Below are 25553 nucleotides of genomic sequence, written 5' to 3' on the forward strand. Positions count from 1 at the left end.
GGGGAGCGGGCGCAGCGACGGCCGGCCGTCCGGGAGGACGACCGGCCGTCGGGTGCAGCCGGCTAGTGCCGGCCCGCCGCCACCTGCGACAGGAGGCCGAACGAAACGCCACCGAGGCCGGTCACGTCGTCGTATCCCTTCGCGGTCTTGAGCGAGGTGTCCTGATCGAACGTCACGAAGTACGTGTTTCCGCTGATCGCGCTGGTGTACACGACACCGGACTTCGGGTTCAGCGGGAGCACGTCGCGGACGCTGCTCGGCACGGCCTTCTTCACGGCGTACAGCGTCGGGTTCGCGAACCCGATCGTCGTGTGGGTCGCCTGCTGCACGAGAGCCATCTGCGCGGCAACGATCGGCGCGGCGAGCGAGGTGCCGCCATACGTCTCGTTGACGAAGTCACCGGTCTCGAGCGTCGTGTCGTCGATGATCGGACGGATGCCGATCTGGAACCCGGTGTACGGGTCGGCGAGCGCCGCGATGTCCGGCGAGACGCGCATCCCGTTCGCGAGCGATGCGGGCACCGCCCCCTTCTGGTAATCGGGCTGCGAGAAGATCGCACTGACGCCACCACCGGCGCCTCCGACGAAGCGGGTTCCGGGGAGCGGCTGAGCGTACGCGAGGGCGCCCGAGGCATCCTTCACGATCTGGTCGAACTGGTCGCCCCAGCCGGTCTCATAGGTCATCTTGCCGTTCTTGTCGATGCCCATGCTCGTCCCACCCACCGAGGTGACCCACGGCGACGAGGCCATGAAGTCCGGCGACGGGTAGCCGAGGCGTGCGGCCTCGTCACCGTTGTCACCGCTCGAGTAGTAGAGGCCGATTCCCTCACCGGCAGCCTGCAGCTCGATGTTCACCTGACCGGCGACCACGTCGGCCGGAACGTCTTCGCCGACGTTGCCGTAGCTGTTGCTCACGATGTTGGCCAGCTTGTTGTCGAGGATCTTCGACATCGCGATGTCGATACCGCCACCGCAGTTGAAGCCACCCACGTACAGGATGCGCGCGGCCGGGGCGATGCTGTGGGCCGACTCGACGTCGAGCGTCTGCTCACCCTGCCATCCGCTCGGGAACGCGCAGGCCTCCTGGTCGACGAACTCGCTCGGCTTCGGCACCAGCTGCTGGTAGGTCGAGTTGGTGAGTCCCGGCTCGCCGTTGGCGGCGGCGTAGGTGTTCGCGTCCTTGACGATGCTCGGCGACGCGTAGGCGTCGATGATGGCGATCGTCTGACCGCTGCCGTTCAGGCCCTTCTTGTTGAGGGCGTCCAGGCCGTACGACGAGCGCAGCTGCTTCGGCGTGTAACCGCAGTTGTAGGTGCTGTACTGCGTCTTGCCGTTGTAGGCGGGCGGCACGGTCACCGTGTGCTCACCGTCGTAGTGCGAGCACGGCGTGGTGATCACCGGCGCGGCGGCGACGCTCTTGCGGCTCACCTGCGGCGCTGCGGACGGGCCGAGGTCGCCCTGCTTGATCGAGTCGGGCTTGGTGAGCATCCGGGACTGCTCGATGCTGACGCCCGAGACCTTGGAGCCGACGGCGGTCGGGAGGGACGGCGCTGAGGCCGGGGCGAGAAGGGTGCGTCCCGCGTAGTTGTACGAGTGCAGCGAGGTTCCGAAGATCGAACCGAGCTGGTCGGCGGTTCCGCGGAAGACGACGTACTGCCGGCTGGCCGGCGTTCCGTTGACCGTCAGGCCGGCGGTCTTGAGGAACCGCAGCACGGAGTCGTAGTCGGCCTTCGACGGGGAGAAGTTCTTGATCCACTGGCTCGGGCTGAGCGCCTTGCGATAGCTGTGGTTGGTGGGCGACGAGACCGCCTTCGCCAGCGCTTCCGCGCCCGCGGCATTGCGGAGCGGCAGGAAGATCTCGCCTTCGATCGTCTCGTCCGCAGGTGCTGCTCCGGCGTCGTTGGCGGAGGTCGCCCACTTCGGCACCGAGTCGCTGAACGTGACGCGGTCGGCCGCGTTGGCCGCTCCGACGCCCGTCATCGACAAAGCCACCACGGCTGCCGTGGTGGCGATGATTCCTGCGGTCCTCTTGTGAAGGGCCCGCCCGGTGATGCGAGTTCTCATGAATGTCATCCTTACTCGACGGTGAGGCGGCACGCGGCGCGCGCCATTGGTGACAGTAGACCCACAGGTTCTGCCGCCACAAGAGGGGTAGACAGTTCTGTTGCAACTGTTTGCTCGGCGTGAACGATCCTCAGTTCGGCAACGACGAAAAAGCCCGCCCCACCGGAGTGGGAGCGGGCTTTTCGCAGTCGTGGAACGTCGCCTTCGTGAGACGCCGTCGCCTGACTAGATGGAGTTGACGTCCAGCGGGATGCCGGGGCCGAACGTGGTCGACACGGCGCCCTTCTGGATGTAGCGACCCTTCGACGAGGACGGCTTGAGGCGCATGACCTCTTCGAGAGCGGTCTTGATGTTGTCCTGCAGCTGGTCGGCGGTGAAGCCGGCCTTGCCGACGACGAAGTGCACGTTGGCGTGCTTGTCGACGCGGAACTCGATCTTTCCACCCTTGATGTCGGAGACGGCCTTGGCCACATCCGGGGTGACCGTACCGGTCTTCGGGTTGGGCATGAGACCACGCGGGCCGAGCACCTTTCCGAGACGGCCGACCTGGCCCATGAGCTCCGGGGTGGAGACGGCCGAGTCGAACGCGGTGTAGCCACCGGCGACCTTCTCGATGAGCTCGGCGCCGCCGACCTCGTCAGCGCCAGCGGCGATCGCGGCCTCAGCGGCCGGACCCGTCGCGAACACGATGACGCGCGCGGTCTTGCCGGTACCGTGAGGAAGAATGACGGTACCGCGGACCATCTGGTCCGCCTTGCGCGGGTCGACGCCGAGCTTCAGCGCGACCTCGACGGTCGAGTTGAACTTGGCCGAGCCGGTCTCGCGAGCCAGCGTGACGGCCTCTTCGGGGGTGTAGAGCTTTCCGGCCTCGATCTTCTCGGCCGCGGCCCGGTAGGCCTTTGACTTCTGTGCCATGTGATTTCTCCTATCGAGAATGTGGTGCGAGCCTGGCCGGCTCTGCCACGGATGTCTGGTTGGGGACGCTGCTTACGCTTCGACCGTGATGCCCATGGAACGGGCGGTGCCTGCGATGATCTTCGACGCGGCGTCGATGTCGTTCGCGTTGAGGTCGACCATCTTCTGCTCGGCGATCGAGCGCACCTGCTCCTGGGTCAGCTTGCCGACCTTGGTGGTGTGCGGAACGCCGGAGCCCTTGGCGACGCCGGCAGCCTTCTTGATGAGCTCGGCGGCGGGCGGGGTCTTCAGGACGAACGTGAACGAACGGTCCTCGTAGACGGTGATCTCCACGGGGATGACGTTGCCGCGCTGCGACTCGGTCGCCGCGTTGTACGCCTTGCAGAACTCCATGATGTTGACGCCGTGCTGACCCAGCGCCGGACCGATCGGCGGGGCGGGGTTGGCGGCGCCGGCGTTGATCTGAAGCTTGATCAGACCAGTGACCTTTTTCTTCGGTGCCATGTTTCTTCCTTCTTTGTGTATTCGAGCCGAATCGGGACATCCCGAACGGCTCTCCCGGTTTCTCGGCCTGTCCGAGACCCGGTGTTCTGGAAAATCTGGGGTGGGTTAGAGCTTCGTGACCTGGTCGAAGCTGAGCTCGACCGGCGTCTCGCGCTCGAACAGGGAGACGAGCACGGTGAGCTTGCCGCTCTCCGGCTTGATCTCGCTGATCGAACCCGGGAGACCCGCGAACGAGCCTTCCTTGATGGTGATCGTCTCGCCGATCTCGAAGTCGACCTCGGCGGGGATGACGCGGGCGGTGGTCTTGGAGCCCTTGACGGCGCCGCCCTTGGCCGGAGCCGCCTCGACCTGCACGAGGCTCTTCAGCATCGAGAAGGCCTCTTCGAAACGAAGGGGAGTCGGGTTGTGCGCGTTGCCGACGAAGCCGGTGACGCCGGGGGTGTGACGGACGACCGACCAGCTGTCTTCGTTCAGGTCCATGCGCACGAGCACGTAGCCCGGGATGCGCACACGGTTGACCATCTTGCGCTGGCCGTTCTTGATCTCGACGACATCTTCCATCGGGACCTGGACTTCGAAGATGAAGTCCTCCATGTTCATCGAGACCATGCGGTTCTCGATGTTCGACTTCACGCGGCGCTCGAAACCGGCGTACGAGTGGATGACGTACCACTTGCCGATCTTGCTGCGGAGCTCGGCCCGGAACTCTTCGTACGGGTCGGTGGCGTTCTCGTCTTCGTCTTCGACGGCCTCGAGGGCCGCTTCGGCCTCCTGGTCGTCGTCGACCTCGAGGGCCTCATCGACGGCGCGATCCGCTTCGGGGTCGACCGCTTCGGCCATGGCGTCGAGCACGGCGTCGAGATCGATCTCGGTTCCGTCTTCGGCGACGACGTGCAGGGCCTCGTGCTCGGCGGCGTCGACGGCCTCCTCGTCGGCGGCCAGAACGTTACCGGTCTGCGCCTCATCGTCTTCGGAGGACTGCTCGGCTGCGGTCGCCCAGTCCACGTCGTCGCGATTTGTCTCAGACACTGAATTCATTCCATTCCTGTTGTTGGTCGGTGCGTTCCGGATCGAACCGGATCCGGATCAAGCCGGTTCCGGCTCAAGCCGGATTACCGAAGACCCAGAACACGCCCAGACCGAAGATCCAGTCGAGCAGGGACACCAGCGCCATCATGATCACCACGAAGACGAGCACGACACCGGTGTAGCTCAGCAGTTCTTTACGGGTGGGTGTGACGACCTTCTTGAGTTCGCCGAAGACCTGCCGGATGAACAGCGCGATCCGCGCGAAGGGTCCACGCTTTGCAGCGCGGTCTTTCTTCGCGTTGGCGACGACGTCCTCGCTCGGCTCGTCGATAACTTTTCGGGCCACCTCGTTACACCTTTCGTGGGCCTGCACCTGGGTGCCGGCTTGCAGGGCGGACAGGACTCGAACCTGCAACCTGCGGTTTTGGAGACCGCTGCTCTACCAATTGAGCCACCGCCCTAGGAAAGTGAGATCGCGATACTGATCGCGCACGTCCTCGATCAAGGCTAACCGATCCGGCTCCGAGATTGCTCACGGTGCCGAGCGGTCACTCCGCCGGCAGCGGTTCCACCAGAATCCACACGGGAAAAGGCAGTCGTTCCACCGGAAAAATGGGCGCAAAAAAGCATGGCAGATTTCAACTACCGCGACCAAGTGTATGGGACGGATGGCCCACTGTAAAGTTGAGCAGCGTGACCGCACAGCAGCGCATCTCCCGCCGGATCAGCTCGATCGCCGAGTCCGCCACCCTCAAGGTCGACGCCAAGGCCAAGGCCCTTCGCGCCCAGGGTCGCCCAGTCATCAGCTATGCCGCCGGCGAGCCCGATTTCGTCACGCCCTCGAACATCGTCGAGGCCGCCCTCGAGGCGGTTCAGGACCCCCGCAACTACCGCTACACCCCCGCCGCAGGGCTGCCGGAGCTGCGCGAGGCGATCGCCGTCAAGACGCTGCGCGACTCCGGGCTGCAGGTGTCACCGTCACAGGTCGTGGTGACCAACGGCGGCAAGCAGGCCGTCTATCAGGCGTTCGCGACCCTCCTGGATCCGGGCGACGAGGTGCTGGTGCCGACCCCGTACTGGACCACCTACCCGGAGGCGATCGCGCTTGCCGGCGGCAGGCAGGTCGACGTCTTCGCCGGCGCGGACCAGGATTACCTGGTCACGGTCGATCAGCTGGAGGCGGCCCGCACGGAGCGGACGAAGGTGCTGCTCTTCGTCTCGCCGTCGAACCCCACCGGCAGCGTCTATCCGGCGGCGCAGGTGGAGGAGATCGGCCACTGGGCCGACGAGCACGGACTCTGGGTCATCGCCGACGAGATCTATCAGAACCTCACCTACGACGGCGTGCGCGCGGTCTCGATCGTCGATGCGGTGCCCTCGCTCGCCGACCGCACCATCCTGGTCAACGGGGTCGCGAAGACCTACGCGATGACGGGCTGGCGCGTGGGCTGGATGACCGGCCCGGCCGACGCGATCGCGGCAGCGGCGAACCTGCAATCGCACCTCTCGTCCAACGTCTCCAACATCTCGCAGCGCGCGGCCCTCGAGGCGCTGACCGGACCGCAGGAGGCCGAGGAGCAGATGCGGCTGGCCTTCGACCGGCGCCGCCGCACGATCGTCGCGGAGCTGAACGCGATCGACGGCGTGCGCACGCCCACCCCGCTCGGCGCGTTCTACGTGTATCCGGATGTGTCCGGGCTGCTCGGGCGCACGTGGGGCGGCGTGACGCCCCGCACCTCCCTGGAGCTCGCGGACCTCATCCTGGAGCAGGCGGAGGTGGCGACGGTGCCGGGCGAGGCGTTCGGCCCGTCGGGCTACCTGCGGCTGTCATACGCGCTCGGCGACGACGAGCTGCTCGAGGGCGTGCGGCGCCTGCAGCGCCTGTTCGCGTAGGGCGGGGGTGGGCTGCCTTCCCTGCCCCTCCCCTCCCCCAGGTTCCATTTACCCGGCCGCCCCTGTGAGTGGTCACTAGTTGTCGCGTGAGGGGGCGGAATCGAGCGCGCAGCGACAACGAGTGACCACTCACCTTCGAGCACCCGATTGCGCCTGTGGATAACTCCCGCGGCGACCCCTCCTCCGACAGGCTGGAGGCATGCCGATGCTCACCCCGCTGCCGATCTCACTCGCCCGCCCGCTCGCGGTCGCACAGGCGCGCGAGCGCGGCGTCTCTCCCCGTCGGCTCCGTGCACCCGACCTGACTCGGCCGTTCCGAGGGGTCGTCTGCACTCGGCAACTCGACTTCGTCGGCCGCTGCCACGCCTACATGCAGCGCCTTCCGCCCGGCGGCTTCGTGAGCGGCCCCACGGCCGCGCGCCTCTACGGCGTCCCCCTGCCCGCAGAACTCGAACGTGACGACGCCCCCCTCGACGTCTCCGTACCGGCTCCTGGGCGAGCGCCACGTGTATCGGGGGTTCGCGGGCACTCCGTGCGGATCCACCTCGGGGATGTCGGCTCGGTCGCCGGCGTTCCTGCGAGCGCTCCGGCGCGATGGTGGTGCGAGCTGAGCTCGCATCTCGATGTCGAGGCGCTCGTCACCGTCGGCGACGCCCTTCTGCACCGACGACTCGGCGGGACGAGGTTGGATGGCCTGGCAGCAGCCGTCGACAGGTATCCATCGAGACGATGGCGACGGCGTCTCGTCGAGGCACTCCCCCTGCTCGACGACCGTGCCGAATCGCCGCAGGAGTCGCGGTTGCGCACCCGGCTGGTGCGAGCCGGGGTATCGGGAATGATCGCTAACCCGACGATCACGACGGCAACCGGCCGTGTCTACCGGGGCGACCTCACCTTTCCAGAGCAGCGGGTGATTCTCGAGTATCAGGGCGACGTGCATCGACCCGTCCACCGGTTCCGGGCGGACATGACCAGGCAGCTCGACCTCCAGGCGGACGGCTGGACCGTCGTCTACCTCGGGCCCGGCGACCTCGATGACCACCAGCTCGTCAGGCGCGTCCGGGCGATCCTCGCGCTGCACACGGCCCCACCGCCGTCCCCGCCATCGTGAACAGTGTTGTGGCGCGATCGACGCAGTACCTGGGGCCGGCACAGCAGCGGCAGCAGCGCAGCCGAAGCGGCGAGGCGCGGCGTCAGAGCAGCTTGCGCTCGAGGGCCCAGGCGGTGAGCTCGTGACGCGACGAGAGCTGCAGCTTGCGGAGCACGGCGGAGACGTGCGTCTCGACGGTCTTGATCGAGATGAAGAGTTCCGCGGCCACCTCCTTGTAGGAGTAGCCGCGCGCGATCAGGCGCATGACCTCGCGCTCGCGGGCGGAGAGCCGGTCGAGCTCGTCCACGGTCTCGGCCTGCTCCCCCGCGGCCGCGCCGAACGCGTCGAGCACGAAGCCGGCCAGCTTCGGCGAGAAGACCGCGTCGCCGCCGGCGACCGCTACGACAGCGTCGCTCACCTGGCTGCCGGAGCTGCCCTTCGTCAGGTAGCCGCGAGCCCCCGCCCGGATGACCGCGACGACGTCCTCGGCCGCGTCCGACACGCTCAGAGCCAGGAACCGCGTCTCCGGGCACTCGGCGGCCGTCCGTCGCACCACCTCGGCGCCTCCGCCGCCGGCGCCGCCGGGAAGGTGCACGTCCAGCAGCACCACGTCGGGGCGGGAGGCGATGATCGCGGCCACCGCGGCATCCACGTCGGCGGCCTCCGCGACGACCTCGAGCCGCGCATCCAGGTCGGCGCGCAGACCGGAACGGAAGATGGAATGATCGTCGACGATGACGACGGTGACGGGTGTGTCGCTCATGATTGCTCGCTCGGGAACTCGATGCTCAGATGGATCTCGGTGCCGGTGTCGCGGGAGGTCACGGCCGCCTGGCCCCCCGCCCGCTTCATCCGGCCGATGATCGACTCTCGCACACCGAGGCGGCCGTCGGGTAGCGCGTCCACGTCGAAGCCCGATCCACGGTCGCGCACGAACACGTCGACGGCGCCGGCCCTGCTCTCGACGTACACGGAGACCTCGCCGCCGGCGTGCCTGGCCGCGTTGAGCATCGCCTCGCGGGCGGCGGCGGCGAGTTCGGAGGTGCCGTGCTGAACCGGATCGCCGACGGCGACCACGTCGATCTGCACCGGATGGTCGATCTCGAGCGCCGCCGCGAAGTCGCGCAGATCCGTCGCCAGGTCGCCGGCGGGCGCCTCGGATCCGGCGTAGAGCCAGTCGCGCAGCTCGCGTTCCTGCGCGCGTGCGATGCGGGCCACCTCGCTCGACGCACCCGCCCGGTTCTGGATGAGCGCGAGCGTCTGCAGCACCGAGTCGTGCAGGTGCGCCGCGATCTCCGCCCGCTGCTCCTCCTTGATGCGGGCCGTGCGCTCGGCGATGAGCTCCCGCCACAGCCGGAACGCCCAGGGTGCGAGCAGCACCGCCGCTCCCGCGAAGGTGACGGCGATGATGCACAGCCAGAGCCACCCGGACTCCACGCGATTCGGGATGGTCGCCAGCGCCGCGGCCATGAAGAGCAGGAACGCGCCCATCGAGATGCGGAGGGCTGTCGACGATGCCGGGCCCCGCGCCGCATCGCCCGCGTCCACGACCTGATCCCAGGCCACCGCCCCGGCGGCGAGCGCGATCAGCACCGCGATCGTCCCGAGCACCGCGAACGAGGCCGACCCGGAGAAGACGAGGGCGATCGCGCCGATGCCGGTGATGACCGCGAGCACGGCCAGCAGCCACGAGACCGGCACCTGGCGCTGCACTCCCTCGACCGGCGCATCCGGCACCGGCGGCCGCAGCGGCGTGAGCGCCCACAACCAGAGGTAGAGGAGCGCTCCCGCTCCCCCGGCGAGCGACAGCGCGACGAAGAGCCAGCGCACCGCGACGACCGGCCAGCCCAGGTGGTCGGCGAGGGCGACGCTCACTCCGCTGAGTACGCACACGCGCGGCCGGGCGAGCGGCAGGCGCTCGGGGCGCGCGGCCCTCGGCGGACGGGAGGAAGCGGTCTGGGACACGTGAAGATCCAAGCAGACCCCGAGCCTCCCCGACACCCTGGGCATCCGGAATCAGGGACGCGTCAGGGTGATACCCGATAGAGCGGCGGCGCATCCGGGGCCACGATCGAAACATGTCACAGCACGAATCGACGCCACCGCCGCCCCCGCCTCCCCCAGGCTCACCCTCGTCGCCCTACGGCGGCGGGCCCTCGTCGCCCTACGGCGGCTCGCAGACCGGGCTCGCCGGCCGGGGAACCCGCTTCTTCGACTGGATGCGCGGGCTCGGCGTCACACGCAGCGACGGCTGGCTCGGCGGTGTGTGCGCCGGACTGGCATACCGCCTCGGCATCGATCCGCTCATCGTGCGCGGGATCGTCGTCGTCGCGGCCATCCTCGGCGCCCCCGTACTGCTGGTGTACGCCGCGGCCTGGGCGCTCCTCCCTGACCGCGAGAACCGGATCCACCTGCAGCGCCTGTTCGACGGGGACTTCCAGCCCGCCATCGTCGGCATCGGCATCCTCGCCCTCCTCTCCTTGCTCCCACTGCCACAGGGTGTGTGGTGGTTCGGCGCTCACCCGTGGGGTGAGCCCGGATGGGGAGACGTGGTGTGGCGGGTGCTCTGGACCCTGATCGTGATCGCCCTCGTGGTGGGTCTGATCGTGCTGGCCGCACGGAACGACTGGGGCCGCGCCGGCACCACCGGCCGCGGTACCGCTCCATTCGGACAGCCGGGTGCCGCCCCCTCCGGCGCGCCTGCCGGGCCCGCCTCGACGGCTGGCGGAACCAGTGCGACGGGCGAGGCCACGGCGCCGAGCGGCGCCACGGGCCCGGACTCGACGGGTCGCGGCGCTGCAGCCGCCGCAGCCGCAGCTGCCACCTCGGCCGCAGCAGCCGTCGCGGCAGGCTCGGCGGCGATGGCCGCCGGCACCGCAGCGGCCGCCACCATCCCGACCCGCTCGACAGGGAACGCCACCGCAGAAACAGGCGACGAGGGCTCCACCGGCGACCTCGCCTCGGACTCCGCCACCCCGGAGACCCCGGGAACCCCGGACACCCCCCGCCTCGACACGTCCGCCGAGCCGCAGCAGCCGCCGGCGCCGACAACGGACGCATCCGCTCAGGATGTCGCGGACTGGCAGGCGCGCCAGGCCGCCTGGCGCGCGGAGCACGCGCAGTGGAAGGAGCGCCTGAACGCCGACATGCGTGCGGTCAAGGCGCAGCGCTCGGCCGAACTCCGCGCCCAGAGCACCGCGATGCAGGCCGACGCCGCCGCGCGACGGCGGGCATACCGGGCCGCGAACCCCCGGGTGGGCGCGGCTGTCGGCTGGGTCGCGATCGGCGTCGCACTGATCGGCGCCGCCCTCACCTCGGCGCTCTGGACCTCGTTGACCGGCTTGCCCGGTTACGAGCTGACCGCGGCATTGGCCGTCGCAACCCTCGTGCTCGGACTGACCTCGCTGATCGCCGGACTCGCAAAGCGACGCAGCGGCTTCCTCACGTTCCTCGGCATCCTGCTCGCGGTCATCACGCTGGTGTCCGCTTTCATCCCCCGCGACCGAGAGTTGATCTTCGACGGCGCGTACGTCTCCCCGCGGTCCGACGCGAGCTACTCGCAGGTCTACGGCCAGACGACGATCGAGCTCGGAGCCTCCCTCGGCAAGGCATTCCACGCCGACACGCCTGTCGTCGACCTGGTGAAGGTGTCGGGCATGACCACCGTGCAGATCGCACCGGGCATCACGGCGCAGGTGATGGGCGACCTTCACGGATCGGCGCTGTACGCGTACGACTCGGCGGGCGACCTCGAGATGCACGCGTGCACGCCGGTCGGAGGAGGTCACTGCATCGCCAACTACACCGTCGGCGACGACGACATACCGGATGTGATCGTGCGGGTCGACCAGGCCGGAGAAGTGACCATGCAGCAGACAGAAGGGGACGGACAGTGAGCGCCGACCAGCACGACAACACCCGGCCGATCGAGCCGGATGACACGGCGGCGACGCGTCCGCTGGACGAGAGTGTTCCGGCCGGACCGGTCACGGAGAACGGGACGGATGCGCCGCCCGTGTCGACGGGAGCCTCTGCACCCTTCGACGCGACCATTCCTCTCACGGCTGCGGCACCGCCCCCTCCCGCCGGCGCCTTCTCTGCCACGGTCTCCTCCTCGCCCTACCGGCCGGAGCGGCCGACGCGGCGGCCGAGCATCCGATGGGGTGGCGTCGTCTGGGGGGCCATTCTGGTGGTGTTCGCCCTGACGATGCTCTGGATCGTGTCGGCGCGCACGCGCCTGGTGGCGGCCGAGCTCTGGCTCCAGTCGCTCACGCCGGCGAGCGCGTGGACGCTCGGACTCGTCGCGGCCGGTGCGATCATCGTGATCCTGGCCCTGCTGGCGGTGGTGCGGAGCGCACAGCGGGCGTCCCGGTCCTGATCCGGGCGTAGCCCCGGCACCTGGACGGCGCCGGGGCATCGCGGGGCGGGCGGCGGCGGGGCATGATGGGGGCATGACCTCGCAGCTGCCCGACGGGCCCGCGGCAGGTGCGGCCGTCTCGGTACGCGACCTGCGCAAGTCGTACGGCTCCCTCGAGGCGTTGCGCGGCGTCAGTTTCGACATCGAACGCGGTGAGACGTTCGCCCTCCTGGGACCGAACGGCGCCGGCAAGAGCAGCACGATCGAGATCCTCGAGGGGTACCGCGACCGCAGCGGCGGGTTTGCGAGCGTCCTCGGGGTCGACCCCCACCGCGGCGGGGTCGAGTGGAAGGCGCGGCTCGGCATCGTGCTGCAGTCGGGCGCGGAAGCCGCCGACGTCACCGTGCGCGAGCAGGTCGCCCATTTCGCGCGCTTCTACCCGCGGCCGCGCGACGTCGATGAGGTGATCTCCGCCGTCGGGCTCACCGACAAGGCCAAGACGCGCATCCGGAACCTGTCCGGCGGTCAGCGACGACGGTTGGATGTCGCACTCGGTGTCGTCGGACGCCCCGAGCTGCTGTTCCTCGACGAGCCGACCACGGGCTTCGATCCGGAGGCGCGGCACGAGTTCTGGGACCTGATCCGCGGGCTGAAGCGCGAGGGCACGACGATCCTTCTGACCACCCACTACCTGGACGAGGCCGCCCAGCTCAGCGACCGCGTGGCGGTGATCGCGCGCGGCACACTGGTGGACATCGGCGCCGTCGATGCGATCGGCGACGCGTCTGCCCGCGTGCCCATCGTCCGTTGGCGCGACTCGGCCGGCAGGCCGCGGTCGGAACGGTCCGAGACGCCGGGCGCGGTGGTGGCGCGTCTGATCGCTGAGCTCGGGACGGAACCGCGGAATCTCGAGGTGATCCGCCCCAGTCTGGAAGACATCTACCTCGAACTCGTACGCGAGACCGACACGGCCATCGACCCGATGACCAGCGCGGCCGAGAGCGGGAGCGCAGCCGAGGGTGGTGGCCGCAGGTCGAGTCGCCACTCTGCGACGGAAGGGGACCGCGCATGAGAACCATGGGGCTCGGGGTCCTGCGCGTGCGGTACGAGACGCTGATGTACTACCGCCAGGCCGACACGATCTTCTTCACATTCCTTTTCCCGGTGGTGATGCTCGGCATCTTCTCCGTCGCATTCCAGGGGCTGGGCAACGTCGGGACGGCCCCCGACGGCTCGGGCGGCATCACGCAGGCCGCGTATTACCTGCCGGGCATGATCGCGGCGGGGATCCTGTTGAGCGGCGTGCAGAACCTGGCCGTCGACATCGCGATCGAGAAGAGCAACGGAACGCTCAAGCGGCTGGGCGGCACCCCATTGCCCGTGGTGTCGTACTTCGTCGGCAAGATGGGACAGGTCATCGTCACGAGCGTCTTGCAGATCGCGTTGCTGTTGGTGATGGCCCGCTTCGTGTTCGACGTAGCGCTTCCAACCGATCCGGATGCCTGGCTGCGGTTCCTCTGGATCTACGCGCTGGGGATCGTGACGTCGGCCGTGCTCGGCATCGCGTTGTCGTCGGTGCCGAGAACGGGAAAGAGCGCCACCGCCGTGATCATCCCGATCGTTCTCGTGCTGCAGTTCATCTCGGGTGTGTATCTGGCCTTCAACCTGTTGCCGGAGTGGCTGCAGAACGTCGCGAGCATCTTCCCGCTCAAGTGGATCGCGCAGGGCATGCGCAGTGTGTTCCTGCCGGCAGGCTTCGAGTCGCAGGAGCCGAGCGGGAGTTGGCAGCTCGGCTGGATGGCGCTCGTGCTCATCGCGTGGCTCGTGATCGGGGTCATCGCGTGCCGGCTCACGTTCCGCTGGATCCGCAAGGACACCTGACGGCATCGTCAGCTGCGGAGTGCTGCAGAGAACGGCAGCACGGCCGACGCGCCCGCATCGCGCAACACGGCACCCGCGACCGTCATGGTCCAACGGCTGTCCACCAGGTCGTCGACGAGCAGCACGGGCTGCCCGACCGGCACCACGACCTCGCCGACGCCGAACCGCCCCCAGACCGACGCGAGTCGGAACGCACTGTTGCCGCCGGGCTCGCCCGACGGGCCGCCGCCGAGCAGCTCGAGCGACCCGAGATACGGCAGACGCCCCGCGTCGGCGAACCCCCGGGCGAGGGAATCGACGAAGATCGGTCGCCGCCGCGACGGCACCGAGGCCACGGCGACCGGGCGTTCCGCCCAGCGCCAGTCCGCGAGCACCCGGATGCACGCCGCCAGAAGGGCGGGCGGCACCGGCTGGTCGGGCGCATCGTTCGAGAGAAGCTCGCGCAGAGGGCCGCCCCAGCCGAGGTCGGTGAGACGGGCGAGCGCGCGACCGGACGACAGCAGCTGCTCGGGCGCGATCTTTCCTCGCACCGGGACGCCGAGCCGGTCGGCGCCGGTCGGCCACAGTTTGCGCGGCTCGATCTCTACGCCGACACGGTCGAGCGCCGTCGCCACGGATGCGGCGACGCCTGTCGCCACCTCGCTCGGATACCACGCGCCCGCGCACCGATCGCAGCGACCGCAGGGCTCCGCCGTCGGATCGTCGAGCTGCTGCTGCAGGAACTGCATGCGGCAGTCGGCCGTGGTCTCGTAGTCGAGCATCGCCTGCTGCTCGACGCGTCTGGCCGCAGCGATGCGCTCGTACCGTTCCTCGTCGTAGATCCAGGGCTCCCCCGTCGAGACCCACCCCTTGGGGACGCGCCGCACCGCGCCGTCGACGTCGAGCACCTTCAGCAGCAGTTCGAGCGTCGACTGCTTGAGGTCGATCTGGCTCTCCAGGGCACGCGTCGACTGCGGCTCACTGCCGAGGGCGCCGAGCACGGCGTCCGCCTTCTCTTTCGAGGGCATCGACGCGGTGGCGAAGTACTCCCAGATCGCCCGGTCCTCCGGGCCGGGCAGCAGGAGGACATCGGCCGTGTCGGTCGCACGGCCGGCGCGCCCGACCTGCTGGTAATACGCGACAGGGGACGAGGGCGCACCGAGGTGGACGACGAACCCCAGGTCGGGCTTGTCGAAGCCCATGCCGAGGGCGCTGGTAGCGACGAGCGCCTTCACTTCGTTGCGCTTGAGCCTGCCCTCCAGGTCTTCGCGCTCCGCAGTGTCCGTCTGACCGGTGTATGCGTACGTCTCGTGTCCCGCGTCGCGCAGGAGGCGAGCGGTGTCTTCAGCGGCCGAGACGGTGAGGGCGTAGACGATTCCGCTTCCCTGTAGCGCGCCGAGGTTGCTGACCAGCCAGGCCAGCCGCGCTCCGGCATCCGGCAGCGTGAGCACGCCGAGCCGCAGGGACTTGCGGGCGAGCGGCCCGCGGGTCGTCAGCACGTCGGCATGGCCCGCCCCGGCGCCCATCTGCTCCGCCACGTCGGCAACGACACGCTCGTTGGCCGTCGCCGTGGTGGCGAGCACCGGCACCCCGTCGGGCATCGTGGCGATGAGCTCGCGGAGGCGGCGGTAGTCGGGCCTGAAGTCGTGTCCCCAGTCGGAGATGCAGTGCGCTTCGTCGATCACGAGCAATCCGCTGCGGCCGATGAGCGCTGGCAGGTATTCGTCGCGGAACTCCGGGTTGTTCAGCCGCTCGGGCGAGACGAGCAGGGCATCGACGGAGTCGTCGCGCAGACGCTGCATCACGTCGTCCCACTCGTGCCGGTTGGACGAGTTGAGCGTGACCGCACGCACACCCGCGCGCTCGGCGGCGGCGACCTGATCGCGCATGAGCGCGAGGAGTGGCGAGACCAGGATGGTCGGGCCCGCCCCGCGAGCGCGAAGGAGCATCGTCGCGACGAAGTAGACGGCCGACTTGCCCCATCCGGTGCGCTGCACCACCAGTGCTCGGCGACGATCGTCGACCAGCGCCGCGATCGCCTCGAACTGCCCGTCGTGGAACTGTGCGTCGTCGCGCCCGACGAGCGCCCTCAGCGTCGAGAGCGCCTGCTCGCGGGTGGAGGCGGCGACGCCGCCGGGGTCGGTCGTCGCGGCGGCGCCGGTACGGGCGTCGGGAGTCGTGCCGGTGGTGTTGCTCATGGAGCCATCGTTTCAGAGACCACCGGCATCCCGGCCCGATCCACAGAACCTGTGCAGAACTCACGGCCGGCCGCGGCTGTGGGAGCCGCCCGCGTACGCAGCCGCCCGCGCTCAGCCGAGTGCGGGCGTCGCGCCGTCCCAGTTCAGCGGCCGCACCACCATGCCGCGGTACGAGTACGCCTCGTCCCAGCTGTGGAACACCAGCCAGTCGCGTCCGTCGAAGGTCACGACGTCCTGTCCGCCCGGCCCGATGTAACGCCCCTTGCTCGATGCCGAGGAGAGGAACGGCGACGACGACGCCGCGTACGACCCGGTCAGCGTCGGAGAGAGCGCCGTGCCCATCGCGTACTGGTCGGTCCCGTAGTCGTTCGCCGAATAGAAGAGCACGTACTGCCCGCCCCGCTTCACGATGACCGGTGCTTCGACGAGCGCGCCCTGCCACGACTCGGTCTGCTTCATCAGCCGTGAGGTCGGACCCGCAAGCGAGAGCCCGTCCGCGCTGAGCGGTGCGAGCTCGATCCAGGTGTCGAGTCCGCAGCAGTTGCCGTCGGTCTTCCAGACCAGGGAGAGCCGTCCGTCGTCGTCGCGGAACGTGCTCGCGTCGATGGCGCCGCCCGCGTCGACCGGGCAGACGAGCGGTGCCGCGCCAGCCGGTCCGGATGGCGGAGCGTAGGGCCCTCCCGGCGTCGAGCTGACCGCCGTTCCGATGCACTGGCGGCCGCTGCTCGCGTCGGTCGCCGTGATGTACATCACGTAGTGGCCGTCGCTCACGCGAGCCACCCCGGGCGCCCACGTCTTGCCGGACTGCGCCCACGAGGGCAGCACGGGGAGGGGATCCGTGTCGCTGAGCTTCCACGACGTCATGTTCGTCGACGTCGCAGCACGGATGGTGAAGCCCGGCGTGTTCGTCGCGAACGCGTACGCGGTGCCGCCGTCGACGAGCACGCTCGGATCGGCGAAGTCCTGGTCGATGGCGAAGCCGGCAGCGGCGCTCGGCGACGCATCCGCTCCGTCACCCTGCCCCGACCCGGAGCAGCCGGTCAACCCGACCGCAGCGAGCAGCCCGAGCGCCGCGAGAACAGCGCCTGCCCCACCCCCGCGCATCCTCACCCCTTGACGCCCGAGCTCGCCACGCTGTCGACGATGTGCCGCTGCGCGATCGAGAAGAGGATCAGCACCGGGACCGATGCGATCACCGCGCCCGCCATCACGATGGCGAAGTGCGTGGAGTACGCACCCTGCAACTGCGCGAGGCCCGGCTGCAGCGTGAGGTTCTCCGGGCTGAGCAGCACGTACACCGGCCAGAGGAAGTCGTTCCAGTTCGCCAGGAAGCTCAGCACCGCCAGCGTCGCGAGCGCCGGTCGAGCCAGCGGGATCACGATCTGCAGGAAGATCCGGATGTCGCCCGCTCCGTCGATGCGCGCCGCCTCCTCGATCTCCACCGGAAGCCCGACGAAGAACTGCCGCAGGAAGAACACACCGAACGCACTGGCGGCGCCCGGGATCGAGATGGCCCAGATGGTGTCGAGCCAGCCGAGGTTCTGCACGATCAGGTAGTTCGGGATCAGGAAGATGACCGGCGGAACGAGCAGGGTCGCGATGATCGCGCCGAACACGATCTTCTTGCCCCAGAACTCGAGCCTGGCGAGCGCGTATGCAGCCGCCGACGCGGTGACCAGGATGATCGCCGTCTGCAGCGCTGCGGCGAGCAGGCTGTTGAGGAACCAGCGGAAGATCGGCTGCTGGCCGCTCGCGAGCGTCACGTACGCATCCATCGACCAGGGGTTCGGGAACACCGAGAACGGGTTGCGGATGGCGTCGCTGTCGGTCTTGAACGACGTGAGCACGATCCACAGCAGCGGCACGATGATCATGAGCGCGATGATCGAGAGCACGACGTACAGCACGACGCGGCTCGCAGTGCGACGCGGTGATGGACGCCGGCGCGACGGACGCGAGGGACGAGCATCCGGCTGCTCGGGCCGGGCGGACGCCGGCTTCGGGGAGGTGACGGCCGTCATCGGGATGCCCTTTCCGAACGCTCCCGCTGCAAGCGGAAGTTGACGATGCTGATGATCGCGAGGAAGACGAACAGCACGTAGCTCATCGCCGACGCGGCCGCCATGTTGTTCTGCGACAGGCCCTGATCGGAGATGTACATGATCGCTGTGCGTGTCTGGTTGCCCGGCCCGCCCTTGGTGAGCAGGTACGACTGGCCGAACATGTTGGCGGAGGCGAGGATCGTGACGGTGACGACGAAGGTCATCACCTGGCGCAGGCCGGGCAGCGTCACGCTGAAGAACTGCCGGACCGCGCCGGCGCCGTCGAGCGCGGCCGCTTCGTAGAGGTCGTTGTTGATGCCCTTGAGGCCCGCGAGGATGATCACCGTGTTGAATCCGAGGGTCCACCAGACGGTGACGAGCACCAGGGACACCCAGACCCACGGGACGTTGACCGTCCACGGGATGTCGGACGGGAGGCCGAGCATCCCGAGCACGTGGTTGACGATGCCGGACTGCGTGTCGAGCAGGTATTTCCAGATCACGCCGATGACGGCGACGCCGAGCACGTAGGGCGCGAAGAAGATGGCGCGGAACACGGTGCCGCCGCGGATCGCCCGGTTCAGGAGCACCGCGATGAGCAGCGGGATGACGAGGAGGAACGGCACGCTCGCGAGCGTGAAGATCCCCGTCGCCCCCATCGACTGCCAGAAGTCGGCGGACGTCGCCGAGCCCGGCGTGAAGAGGTCGATGTAGTTCTTGAGACCGATGAACGACTGCGAGTCGCGGAACGGGCTCCAGTTGGTGAGGCTGATCCAGAGGCCGAACACGGCGGGTGCCGCGACGAACACGATGAACAGCACGAGGAACGGCGCCAGGAACAGGTAGGCCGTCTTCGTTCGGCGGGGCGCGGCGAGTCCGGTGCTGCGCCGGGCGCGCCGAGGCGGCATCCCGGCGCCGGGCCGGGATGCCGCCTCTACAGCGAGCTCACTCGCCATAGGTCTGCTTGTTCTGCTCGAGCAGGGTGTTCGCCTTGGCGACCGCGTCGTCGAGCGCCTGCTTGGGCGACTTCTTGCCGGTGACCGCTTCGTTGACAGCGGTCGTGACGGTCGCGGTGACACTGGTGATGCCGGGAGCGGACGTCTCGTAGTGGGCGTAGGGCAGCTCGTCGAGGAACGGCTTGAGGTTCGGGTACTTCTGCACCAGAGCCGGGTCGTTACGGACGCTGTTGCTCGCGGGGAGCTCGCCGGTGTCGGGCCAGCTGGCCGAGTTGTCGTTCATCCACTTCACGAAGGTCGCGGCAGCCGCGGTCTTGTTCTTGTCCTGGCCCTTGTTGTTGAGGAACATCCAGTGGGTCGAGCTCGACCACACGGCCTTCTCGGTTCCGATCTGGGGAACCGCGGTGGCCGCCCACTGCAGCTTGTCGAACGCCGTGTTGGTGGTCTGCCAGACGCCGTTCCAGTTGAAAGCGGTCTTGCCCGCGATCAGGGCGTTGATGTTGCCGTCCTGAGCGACGTTCGCGGGGCTGTAGCCCTGCTTGATCAGGTCGGTCATGTGGGTGAGTGCCTGAACACCCGCATCCGAGTTGAACGTGGCCTTGGTCACGTCGTCGTTGAAGAGGTCGCCGCCGAACTGCCAGAGCAGCGACTCGAACTCGAAGGTGCCGGTGAAGACGTAGCCGTCGACCCACTCGCCCTGCACGCCGGCCGTCTTGAGCTTGGCGAGCGCCGCCATGTAGGCCGTCTTGTCGGCGGGAACGGTCTCGGGGTCGAGGCCGGCCTTCTTCAGCACGTCCTTGTTCACGTAGAGACCGAGCGGGGTGACGCTCCACGGGATGCCGTACTGAGCGCTCTTGTAGGAGCCGGCCTTCATGAGGCCCTCCGGGAAGTCGCTGGCGCTGTAACCGAGCGACTTCACGATGGAATCGCTCTTGAGCAGGAGGCCCTGAGCGGCGTAGGTGGCGACGTCGTCGCCGTGCGCGACCGCGACATCCGGCCCCTTGCCCGCTTTGACCGCGAGCGGCATCTTCTTGGCGAGGTCGGCCCACTCCATGGGGACGTCTTTGACCACGATGTTCTTGTGCTCGGCGTTGAACTTCTCGACCAGCTTCGGAACGAGCACCGGCGCGGCGCCGCCCGTCCAGCCGTTCCAGAAGGTGACGGTGACCTGGGGACCCGTGTAGTCGCCGGACGCGACTTCGCCACCGGAGCCGCCCGAGCTGCCGCACGCGCTGAGCGCGATGGCGACACCGGCGGCCACTGCCGCGGCGAGGACACGCCCTGCAGATCGCTTCTTCATGTGATTCTCTCCCTTGAGTGACTGGCGCAGCGCGTGGAATTCCTCCGCGCTCTGGCCAAATTACAGCGCTGGAAATTTGCTGTCAAGCGGGGTCGAGGGGGACAATCCTGAAATGGCCGTGCGGCCAGTAGAGTTCTCGAGACGAAGAAGGAGGCGCCATGGCCGGTGTCCGGTTGCAGGATGTGGCCGAGCTGGCCGGCGTCTCGATGAAGACCGTCTCCAACGTCGTCCACGACTATCAGCACGTCAGCCCCAAGATGCGCGAGCGCGTCCAGCGTGCGATCGACGAGCTCGGCTACCGCCCCAACATGCTCGGCCGCCGCCTCGCCACCGGCCGCACCGGATTGCTTGCATTGGCCTTTGCGGATGTCACACTTCCGTATTTCGCAGAGCTCGCACGTCGCGTCTCCGACCTCGCCGAGGAGCAGGGCTACCGCGTGCTGCTCGAGCAGACCGACGCGACGCTCGAAGGCGAACGCGCCGTGGTCACCGGGATCGAGTCGGGCCTGGTCGACGGCGTGATCTTCCAGCCGGCCGTGATGAGCTCGACCGAACTGGCGCAGACGCGCGCGGACATCCCGATGGTCATCCTCGGTGAGGGCGCCGCACCCCTCAGCATCGACCGCGTCATGATCGACAACGTCGCCGCGGCGCGCACGGCGACAGAGCATCTTCTCGGCCTGGGGCGGCGCCGTATCGCCTTCGCCGGCCACGAGATCCCGCAGATCTCGCGCACGTCCGAACTCCGCATCGCCGGCTACCAGGCCGCCCTCGAAGCCGCCGGCATCACCCCGGATTCGGCCATGCTCATCCCGACGCACGCGATCTCCCCCGTCGACGCCGCGACCGACATCGGTGCGGCTCTCGACAGCGGTCTGCAGGTCGACGCGATCATGTGCCGCGACGACCTCGCCGCGATCGGCGCCCTCCGCGCCCTGCAGGAGCGAGGCCTCAGCGTTCCCGGCGATGTCGCCGTGATCGGCTGGGACAACACCCTGATGACCTCGGTCACGTTCCCGAGCCTGACGACGGTCGCTCCGGACCTCACCGCGCTCGCCTCCCGGGCGCTCACGATGCTCCAGGAACGGATCGACGGACTCACCTCGATGGGACGCCACGAGCTGGTGGACTTCGAGCTGGTGACCAGGGAGAGCGCTCCGGCCCTCTGAGCCGAGGACGGTTCCCCACGTGTCGGATGGGTTCTCACCCCTGCCGACGAATTGCTGTTTTACAGCGCTGCATTTCTAGTGCACGATAGTGGTCATGACTTTCGACGCTGCAAGCACCCTCGACGGAACGTATCCCCGGCCCCAACTCGTCCGCGAGCAGTGGTGCGACCTCGGGGGTGAGTGGGCGTTCGCATACGACGACGCCGACGCGGGCGTGCGCGAGGCGTGGTTCGGCGACGACGACGCAGGCCGGTTCGATCGCACGATCGTCGTCCCGTTCCCGCCGGAGTCGCCGGCGTCGGGAATCGGCGACACGGGATTCCATCCGGTCGTCTGGTACCGGCGCGAGCTGACAGCGGCCGATCTCGCGGCGGCCGGACACGGTGCGTCGACACGGCTGATGCTGAACTTCGGGGCGGTCGACTATCGTGCCACGGTCTGGGTCGGCGGGATGCTCGCCGGGACGCACGAGGGAGGCGGATCACCGTTCTCACTGGACGTCACGGAACTGGTGCGCGGGGACGCGGCCGGCAGCACGTATGGCGTCGCCGTCGTCCTGCGCGCCGAGGACGACCCCGCTGACCTGTCGCAGCCGCGCGGCAAGCAGGACTGGCACCTCGAGCCGCACGCGATCTGGTACCACCGCACCACCGGCATCTGGCAGCCGGTCTGGCTGGAGGCCGTGCCCGAGGTGGCGATCGAGCGCATCCACTGGACGCCCGATCTCGTGAACGCGTCCGTCGGCGCTCGCGTCCGTTTCACGCGTCCGGCGCCCGAGGGTGCCGAGCTCTCGATCGGGCTCACGTTCGAGGGCCGCGCTCTCGGGTCGGTGCTGCTGCCCGCATCCGGCCGATCGGTCGAGGTCGTCGTGCCGCTGCCGGAGCAGCGCAACGGACAGGCGTACGAGCACCTGCTGTGGTCGCCGGAGCACCCGCGGCTCGTGGATGCCGAGGTGACCCTGTCGGCGGGTGGCGCATCCGGTGCGGATGTCGTGCACTCGTATCTGGGGCTGCGTTCGGCGGCCGTCGCGAGCGGACGATTCCTGCTCAACGACCGGCCGTACTACGTGCGCTCCGTGCTCAACCAGGGCTACTGGCCGGAGTCGCACCTCGCCGCACCGTCGGTCGACGGCCTCCGCGCGGAGGCGCAGCTCATCAAAGACCTCGGTTTCAACGCGGCCCGACTTCACCAGAAGTTCGAGGATCCGCGGTTCCTGTTCTTCGCAGACACGCTGGGGCTGCTGATCTGGGGCGAATCCCCCGCCGCCTACGAATTCACGCCGACGGCGGTCAACCGGATGACCCGCGAATGGACCGACATCGTGGACCGCGACTACTCGCATCCGTCGATCGTCACCTGGGTGCCGACCAACGAGAGCTGGGGCGTGCAGCACCTCGCCCACGATGCCCGGATGCGCGACTACGCGGCCGCGCTCGTGCGGCTCACGAAGGCCCTCGACCCCACGCGTCCGGTGATCTCGAACGACGGCTGGGAGCACGTGAACTCCGACATCCTGTCGGTGCACGATTACGAATCGTCGGGCCCGGTCGTGGCGGCGCGTTACGGAACGGCGTCGGCGATCGACGCGCTGTTCGACGGTCTCGGCCCCGCCGGCCGCCGGATGCTCGTCGAGGGCACGCGCGACACTTCGGCCCCCGTGATGCTCACGGAGTTCGGCGGAGTCTCGTTCGTCGACCGTGCCCATGAGGTCGACGGCGCCTGGGGCTACTCGGCCGCCTCGAGCGCCGAGGACTTCGGCGACCGCGTCGGTGCCCTCGTCGAGGCGACGCTGGCCAGCCCGGTGCTGGCGGGCTTCTGCTACACCCAGCTCGCCGATACGGGCCAGGAGACCAACGGCCTCGTCACCGACGACCGCCGCCCCAAGCTGCCGATCGAGCGCCTCCGCGCGATCATCGCGGGGCCGCGCGCGTAGCCTCAGGGCCGTCGTAATCGAGTCCGGGAGAAATCACGTCGCGCGCCGCGTGGCGAGCGACTTCTCCCGGACTCGATTGCGTGCGCGGCCGGCGGGCGCGCTAGGCGTTGTCTTTGCGGAAGGTGCGCGTGCCGACCCAGAGGCCGGCGACGAACAGGATCAGCGTCCAGACGACGCCCCAGAGCACAGCGGTCGTCCAGAAGTCACCCGTGAACAGCGACCGGATGCCCGTGACGACGTACTTGATCGGCATGAAGTCGCTGAGGGTGACGAGCCATTGCGGAGCGCCGGTCGCCGTGCTGATCGGCAGCAGGATGCCCGACAGCAGCAGCACCGGGAGCGAGATGCTGTTCAGGATGGGGGCCAGCGCATCCTCGCTCTTCGTGGTCAGCGCGAGGGCGTTCGACGACGCGGAGCACGCGCCACCGAGCAGCACCGTGAGCACAAGGCCGAGGATCATGCCGGGGATCGAGCCGGTGAGCCCGAACAGGAACCCGAGCGCGACGAGCACGATGCCCTGAACGGTGAGCAGGGCGAGGTCGCGCAGCACACGCCCGAGCAGCAGTGCGGTGCGGCTGGCCGGCGTGACGCGCTCGGCCTCGATGACGCCCTCGCGCCACTCGGAGATGAGCCCGAAGCCGGCGAAGAGCGCGCCGAACAGGGCGAGCTGCACGAGCAGTCCGGGGACGAAGAACGTGTACGCGTTGTCCGTTCCGATCTCCGCGGCCAGCGGCTCGAGCAGCGGGCCGAACAGGCACAGGTAGAGCACCGGCTGGGCGAGGCCGATGATCACCCAGGCGGGATTGCGGAGCGCGAGGCGCATCTGGCGGCGGAAGATGATCCAGGTCTGGTTGGCGAAAGTCATGATGAGTCCTTGGGGAATCGGGGCGGCGGCGTCAGACGTCTTCGCGCAGCGAGCGGCCGGTCATGGTCAGGAAGACGTCGTCGAGCGTCGGGCGGCGCACCTCGATGGCGGCCAGTTCCACGCCGGCGGCGTCGAGCGAGCGCAGCAGGGGCGGGAGCTCGGTGCCGGCGGCGGGCACGCGGATGCTCACGACGCGCCCGTCGATGACGGGTTCACCGCCACCGATCGCCGCGAGCTGGGATGCCGCGGTCGGCACGTGGCGCTCATCGTGCAGCACGAGTTCGATGAGGTCGCCGGCGACCTGACGCTTCAGAGCATCCGGGGTGTCGGAGGCCACGATCGAGCCGTGGTCGATGACCAGGATGCGGTCGCAGAGCGCGTCCGCCTCGTCCAGGTAGTGGGTGGTCAGGAACACGGTGCTGCCGCGCTTGGTGCGCAAGTCGGCGATGTGGGTCCAAAGATTGGCGCGGGCCTGCGGGTCGAGGCCGGTGGTCGGCTCGTCCAGGAAGACGAGCTTTGGGTCGTGCACGAGGCCCATTGCGATGTCGAGCCGACGGCGCTGGCCACCGGACATCGTCTTGGGCTGGCGGGACCACATCCCGTCGAGCTCGAGCTGCTCGAAGAGCTCCTTGCCGCGTCGGGTGGCCTGCGCTGCGCTGATGCCGTAGAGGAGTCCGTGGTCGACGATCTCCTCCCCCGCCCTGGCCTCGGATGCGGTGGAGCCGCTCTGCGAGACGTAACCGATGCTCTTGCGCACGTTGATCGCGTCTTTCGCGAGGTCGAAACCGGCGACCGTCGCGGTGCCGGTGGTCGGCTTGAGCAGGGTGGTCAGCATGCGGAGAGTCGTGGTCTTGCCGGCTCCATTGGGGCCGAGGAAGCCGACGATCTCCCCCTCTTCGACGTCGATGTCGACACCGGCGACCGCCTTGACGGCGACCTTCTCTCTGCCCCGCTTGGTGTCGAATGTTCGGGCGAGTCCTCTGGCGTGGATCACCATGGCTCCTTCGTTCGGTGGTGGATGGGTGACTGTTGACGCGTGACTCGCGGGCGGTGGTTCGTGCGGCGTGATCGCGGGTTGCCGATCGCTGTACGTCGGCCGCTGGTCGCCGATCGCTTCATGAACCGTGGATCGCATTTCGCGATATATCGCGAGTGACGTGACTCACCATAGAGCGCGCTCGCGGGTGAGTGCAAGCAAATTCGACGGATTGTTCAAATTTGATTGTTCAACTTTGAACAGTGGCCTGGCAACCGGGCTGACCGAGTTGCGTGAAATGTGCGGTTGCGGGGTGGCGGGACCGCACATTTCACGCAAGTCGACGGGCGCGGAGCGGGGGCGGCGCGGGGCGGCGCGGCGGGGCGCGGCGGAGCGTAGCGAG

The 25553-nt window shown here is 68.7% G+C and carries 22 protein-coding genes and 1 tRNA gene; 8 read left to right on the top strand and 15 right to left on the bottom strand.

The window, feature by feature from the left end:
- Positions 1 to 62 precede the first annotated feature (62 nt).
- The 6 genes from PKE84_RS11365 to PKE84_RS11390 all read right to left on the bottom strand — a co-directional run bounded on the left by PKE84_RS11365 (position 63) and on the right by PKE84_RS11390 (position 4972).
- A complete protein-coding gene (locus PKE84_RS11365) occupies positions 63 to 2063 on the bottom strand; it encodes a S53 family peptidase (protein ID WP_271177357.1) in 2001 nt (666 codons plus the stop codon).
- Between the two features lie 225 nt (positions 2064 to 2288).
- Positions 2289 to 2978 (bottom strand): 50S ribosomal protein L1, encoded by a 690-nt coding sequence (gene rplA / locus PKE84_RS11370; protein ID WP_271177358.1) that lies wholly within the window; start codon positions 2976 to 2978, stop codon positions 2289 to 2291.
- Positions 2979 to 3050: 72 nt separating this feature from the next.
- Positions 3051 to 3482, bottom strand: a complete 432-nt coding sequence (gene rplK / locus PKE84_RS11375) for a 50S ribosomal protein L11 (protein WP_271177359.1) — start codon at positions 3480 to 3482, stop codon at positions 3051 to 3053.
- 105 nt (positions 3483 to 3587) lie between these two features.
- Complete coding sequence (gene nusG, locus PKE84_RS11380) at positions 3588 to 4511, bottom strand: transcription termination/antitermination protein NusG (protein ID WP_271177360.1); 924 nt, start codon at positions 4509 to 4511, stop codon at positions 3588 to 3590.
- Positions 4512 to 4584: 73 nt separating this feature from the next.
- On the bottom strand, positions 4585 to 4857 hold the full coding sequence (gene secE / locus PKE84_RS11385) for a preprotein translocase subunit SecE (RefSeq protein WP_271177361.1): 273 nt from the start codon (positions 4855 to 4857) through the stop codon (positions 4585 to 4587).
- Between the two features lie 42 nt (positions 4858 to 4899).
- Positions 4900 to 4972 (bottom strand) — tRNA-Trp (locus PKE84_RS11390).
- A gap of 232 nt (positions 4973 to 5204) precedes the next feature.
- Between PKE84_RS11390 and PKE84_RS11395 the strand changes: the two genes are divergently transcribed.
- Both PKE84_RS11395 and PKE84_RS11400 read left to right on the top strand, forming a co-directional pair.
- Positions 5205 to 6404 (top strand): pyridoxal phosphate-dependent aminotransferase, encoded by a 1200-nt coding sequence (locus PKE84_RS11395; protein WP_271177362.1) that lies wholly within the window; start codon positions 5205 to 5207, stop codon positions 6402 to 6404.
- Between the two features lie 199 nt (positions 6405 to 6603).
- Positions 6604 to 7515 carry a hypothetical protein gene (locus PKE84_RS11400; RefSeq protein WP_271177363.1) on the top strand — a complete coding sequence of 304 codons (912 nt, stop codon included), beginning with the start codon at positions 6604 to 6606 and terminating at the stop codon, positions 7513 to 7515.
- 82 nt (positions 7516 to 7597) lie between these two features.
- On the opposite strand, the gene PKE84_RS11405 is transcribed toward PKE84_RS11400, so the two are convergent.
- Both PKE84_RS11405 and PKE84_RS11410 read right to left on the bottom strand, forming a co-directional pair.
- Entirely contained in the window at positions 7598 to 8257 is a 660-nt protein-coding gene (locus PKE84_RS11405) for a LuxR C-terminal-related transcriptional regulator (protein WP_271177364.1), read from the bottom strand.
- Positions 8254 to 9459 (bottom strand): ATP-binding protein, encoded by a 1206-nt coding sequence (locus tag PKE84_RS11410; RefSeq protein ID WP_271177365.1) that lies wholly within the window; start codon positions 9457 to 9459, stop codon positions 8254 to 8256. Before PKE84_RS11410 ends, PKE84_RS11405 begins: the two co-directional genes overlap by 4 nt.
- A gap of 113 nt (positions 9460 to 9572) precedes the next feature.
- Between PKE84_RS11410 and PKE84_RS11415 the strand changes: the two genes are divergently transcribed.
- From PKE84_RS11415 to PKE84_RS11430, 4 genes are all read left to right on the top strand, one after another.
- Entirely contained in the window at positions 9573 to 11390 is a 1818-nt protein-coding gene (locus PKE84_RS11415; protein WP_271177366.1) for a PspC domain-containing protein, read from the top strand.
- Positions 11387 to 11872: a hypothetical protein gene (locus tag PKE84_RS11420; protein WP_271177367.1), complete on the top strand. Its 486-nt coding sequence runs from the start codon at positions 11387 to 11389 to the stop codon at positions 11870 to 11872. Before PKE84_RS11415 ends, PKE84_RS11420 begins: the two co-directional genes overlap by 4 nt.
- Before the next feature lie 73 nt (positions 11873 to 11945).
- Positions 11946 to 12923, top strand: a complete 978-nt coding sequence (locus PKE84_RS11425; protein ID WP_271177368.1) for an ABC transporter ATP-binding protein — start codon at positions 11946 to 11948, stop codon at positions 12921 to 12923.
- Positions 12920 to 13732, top strand: coding sequence for an ABC transporter permease (locus PKE84_RS11430; RefSeq protein ID WP_271177369.1), 813 nt, complete (start codon positions 12920 to 12922; stop codon positions 13730 to 13732). Before PKE84_RS11425 ends, PKE84_RS11430 begins: the two co-directional genes overlap by 4 nt.
- 8 nt (positions 13733 to 13740) lie before the next feature.
- Here PKE84_RS11430 and PKE84_RS11435 read toward each other — a convergent pair whose 3' ends face one another.
- The 5 genes from PKE84_RS11435 to PKE84_RS11455 all read right to left on the bottom strand — a co-directional run bounded on the left by PKE84_RS11435 (position 13741) and on the right by PKE84_RS11455 (position 20207).
- Positions 13741 to 15909: a RecQ family ATP-dependent DNA helicase gene (locus PKE84_RS11435; RefSeq protein ID WP_271177370.1), complete on the bottom strand. Its 2169-nt coding sequence runs from the start codon at positions 15907 to 15909 to the stop codon at positions 13741 to 13743.
- 111 nt (positions 15910 to 16020) lie between these two features.
- The gene (locus PKE84_RS11440; protein WP_271177371.1) at positions 16021 to 17013 is read right to left on the bottom strand and encodes a glycoside hydrolase family 43 protein; all 993 of its coding nucleotides are present in this window, start codon (positions 17011 to 17013) and stop codon (positions 16021 to 16023) included.
- A gap of 2 nt (positions 17014 to 17015) precedes the next feature.
- Entirely contained in the window at positions 17016 to 17930 is a 915-nt protein-coding gene (locus PKE84_RS11445; protein WP_271177372.1) for a carbohydrate ABC transporter permease, read from the bottom strand.
- Positions 17927 to 18907 carry a carbohydrate ABC transporter permease gene (locus PKE84_RS11450; protein ID WP_271177373.1) on the bottom strand — a complete coding sequence of 327 codons (981 nt, stop codon included), beginning with the start codon at positions 18905 to 18907 and terminating at the stop codon, positions 17927 to 17929. The genes PKE84_RS11445 and PKE84_RS11450 overlap by 4 nt, the downstream gene beginning before the upstream one ends.
- Positions 18897 to 20207 (bottom strand): ABC transporter substrate-binding protein, encoded by a 1311-nt coding sequence (locus PKE84_RS11455; protein WP_271177374.1) that lies wholly within the window; start codon positions 20205 to 20207, stop codon positions 18897 to 18899. Before PKE84_RS11455 ends, PKE84_RS11450 begins: the two co-directional genes overlap by 11 nt.
- 158 nt (positions 20208 to 20365) lie before the next feature.
- Between PKE84_RS11455 and PKE84_RS11460 the strand changes: the two genes are divergently transcribed.
- Together PKE84_RS11460 and PKE84_RS11465 are read left to right on the top strand one after the other, a co-directional pair.
- Complete coding sequence (locus tag PKE84_RS11460; RefSeq protein WP_271177375.1) at positions 20366 to 21376, top strand: LacI family DNA-binding transcriptional regulator; 1011 nt, start codon at positions 20366 to 20368, stop codon at positions 21374 to 21376.
- A gap of 94 nt (positions 21377 to 21470) precedes the next feature.
- Positions 21471 to 23309, top strand: coding sequence for a glycoside hydrolase family 2 protein (locus PKE84_RS11465; protein WP_271177376.1), 1839 nt, complete (start codon positions 21471 to 21473; stop codon positions 23307 to 23309).
- Positions 23310 to 23409: 100 nt separating this feature from the next.
- Here PKE84_RS11465 and PKE84_RS11470 read toward each other — a convergent pair whose 3' ends face one another.
- Both PKE84_RS11470 and PKE84_RS11475 read right to left on the bottom strand, forming a co-directional pair.
- The gene (locus PKE84_RS11470; protein ID WP_271177377.1) at positions 23410 to 24174 is read right to left on the bottom strand and encodes an ABC transporter permease; all 765 of its coding nucleotides are present in this window, start codon (positions 24172 to 24174) and stop codon (positions 23410 to 23412) included.
- 31 nt (positions 24175 to 24205) lie between these two features.
- Positions 24206 to 25171, bottom strand: coding sequence for an ATP-binding cassette domain-containing protein (locus PKE84_RS11475; RefSeq protein WP_271177378.1), 966 nt, complete (start codon positions 25169 to 25171; stop codon positions 24206 to 24208).
- Positions 25172 to 25553: the final 382 nt, after the last annotated feature.

It is taken from the genome of Leifsonia poae (assembly GCF_027921845.1).
Taxonomy (GTDB): Bacteria; Actinomycetota; Actinomycetes; order Actinomycetales; family Microbacteriaceae; genus Leifsonia; species Leifsonia poae.

Excerpts from the sequence above, each read along its gene's own strand:
- PKE84_RS11365 (WP_271177357.1), bottom strand. The coding sequence starts at position 2,063 with ATGAGAACTCGCATCACCGGGCGGGCCCTTCACAAGAGGACCGCAGGA.
- rplA (WP_271177358.1), bottom strand. The coding sequence starts at position 2,978 with ATGGCACAGAAGTCAAAGGCCTACCGGGCCGCGGCCGAGAAGATCGAG.
- rplK (WP_271177359.1), bottom strand. The coding sequence starts at position 3,482 with ATGGCACCGAAGAAAAAGGTCACTGGTCTGATCAAGCTTCAGATCAAC.
- PKE84_RS11400 (WP_271177363.1), top strand. The coding sequence starts at position 6,604 with ATGCCGATGCTCACCCCGCTGCCGATCTCACTCGCCCGCCCGCTCGCG.
- PKE84_RS11405 (WP_271177364.1), bottom strand. The coding sequence starts at position 8,257 with ATGAGCGACACACCCGTCACCGTCGTCATCGTCGACGATCATTCCATC.
- PKE84_RS11415 (WP_271177366.1), top strand. The coding sequence starts at position 9,573 with ATGTCACAGCACGAATCGACGCCACCGCCGCCCCCGCCTCCCCCAGGC.
- PKE84_RS11425 (WP_271177368.1), top strand. The coding sequence starts at position 11,946 with ATGACCTCGCAGCTGCCCGACGGGCCCGCGGCAGGTGCGGCCGTCTCG.
- PKE84_RS11430 (WP_271177369.1), top strand. The coding sequence starts at position 12,920 with ATGAGAACCATGGGGCTCGGGGTCCTGCGCGTGCGGTACGAGACGCTG.
- PKE84_RS11435 (WP_271177370.1), bottom strand. The coding sequence starts at position 15,909 with ATGAGCAACACCACCGGCACGACTCCCGACGCCCGTACCGGCGCCGCC.
- PKE84_RS11440 (WP_271177371.1), bottom strand. The coding sequence starts at position 17,013 with ATGCGCGGGGGTGGGGCAGGCGCTGTTCTCGCGGCGCTCGGGCTGCTC.
- PKE84_RS11445 (WP_271177372.1), bottom strand. The coding sequence starts at position 17,930 with ATGACGGCCGTCACCTCCCCGAAGCCGGCGTCCGCCCGGCCCGAGCAG.
- PKE84_RS11450 (WP_271177373.1), bottom strand. The coding sequence starts at position 18,907 with ATGGCGAGTGAGCTCGCTGTAGAGGCGGCATCCCGGCCCGGCGCCGGG.
- PKE84_RS11455 (WP_271177374.1), bottom strand. The coding sequence starts at position 20,207 with ATGAAGAAGCGATCTGCAGGGCGTGTCCTCGCCGCGGCAGTGGCCGCC.
- PKE84_RS11460 (WP_271177375.1), top strand. The coding sequence starts at position 20,366 with ATGGCCGGTGTCCGGTTGCAGGATGTGGCCGAGCTGGCCGGCGTCTCG.
- PKE84_RS11465 (WP_271177376.1), top strand. The coding sequence starts at position 21,471 with ATGACTTTCGACGCTGCAAGCACCCTCGACGGAACGTATCCCCGGCCC.
- PKE84_RS11470 (WP_271177377.1), bottom strand. The coding sequence starts at position 24,174 with ATGACTTTCGCCAACCAGACCTGGATCATCTTCCGCCGCCAGATGCGC.
- PKE84_RS11475 (WP_271177378.1), bottom strand. The coding sequence starts at position 25,171 with ATGGTGATCCACGCCAGAGGACTCGCCCGAACATTCGACACCAAGCGG.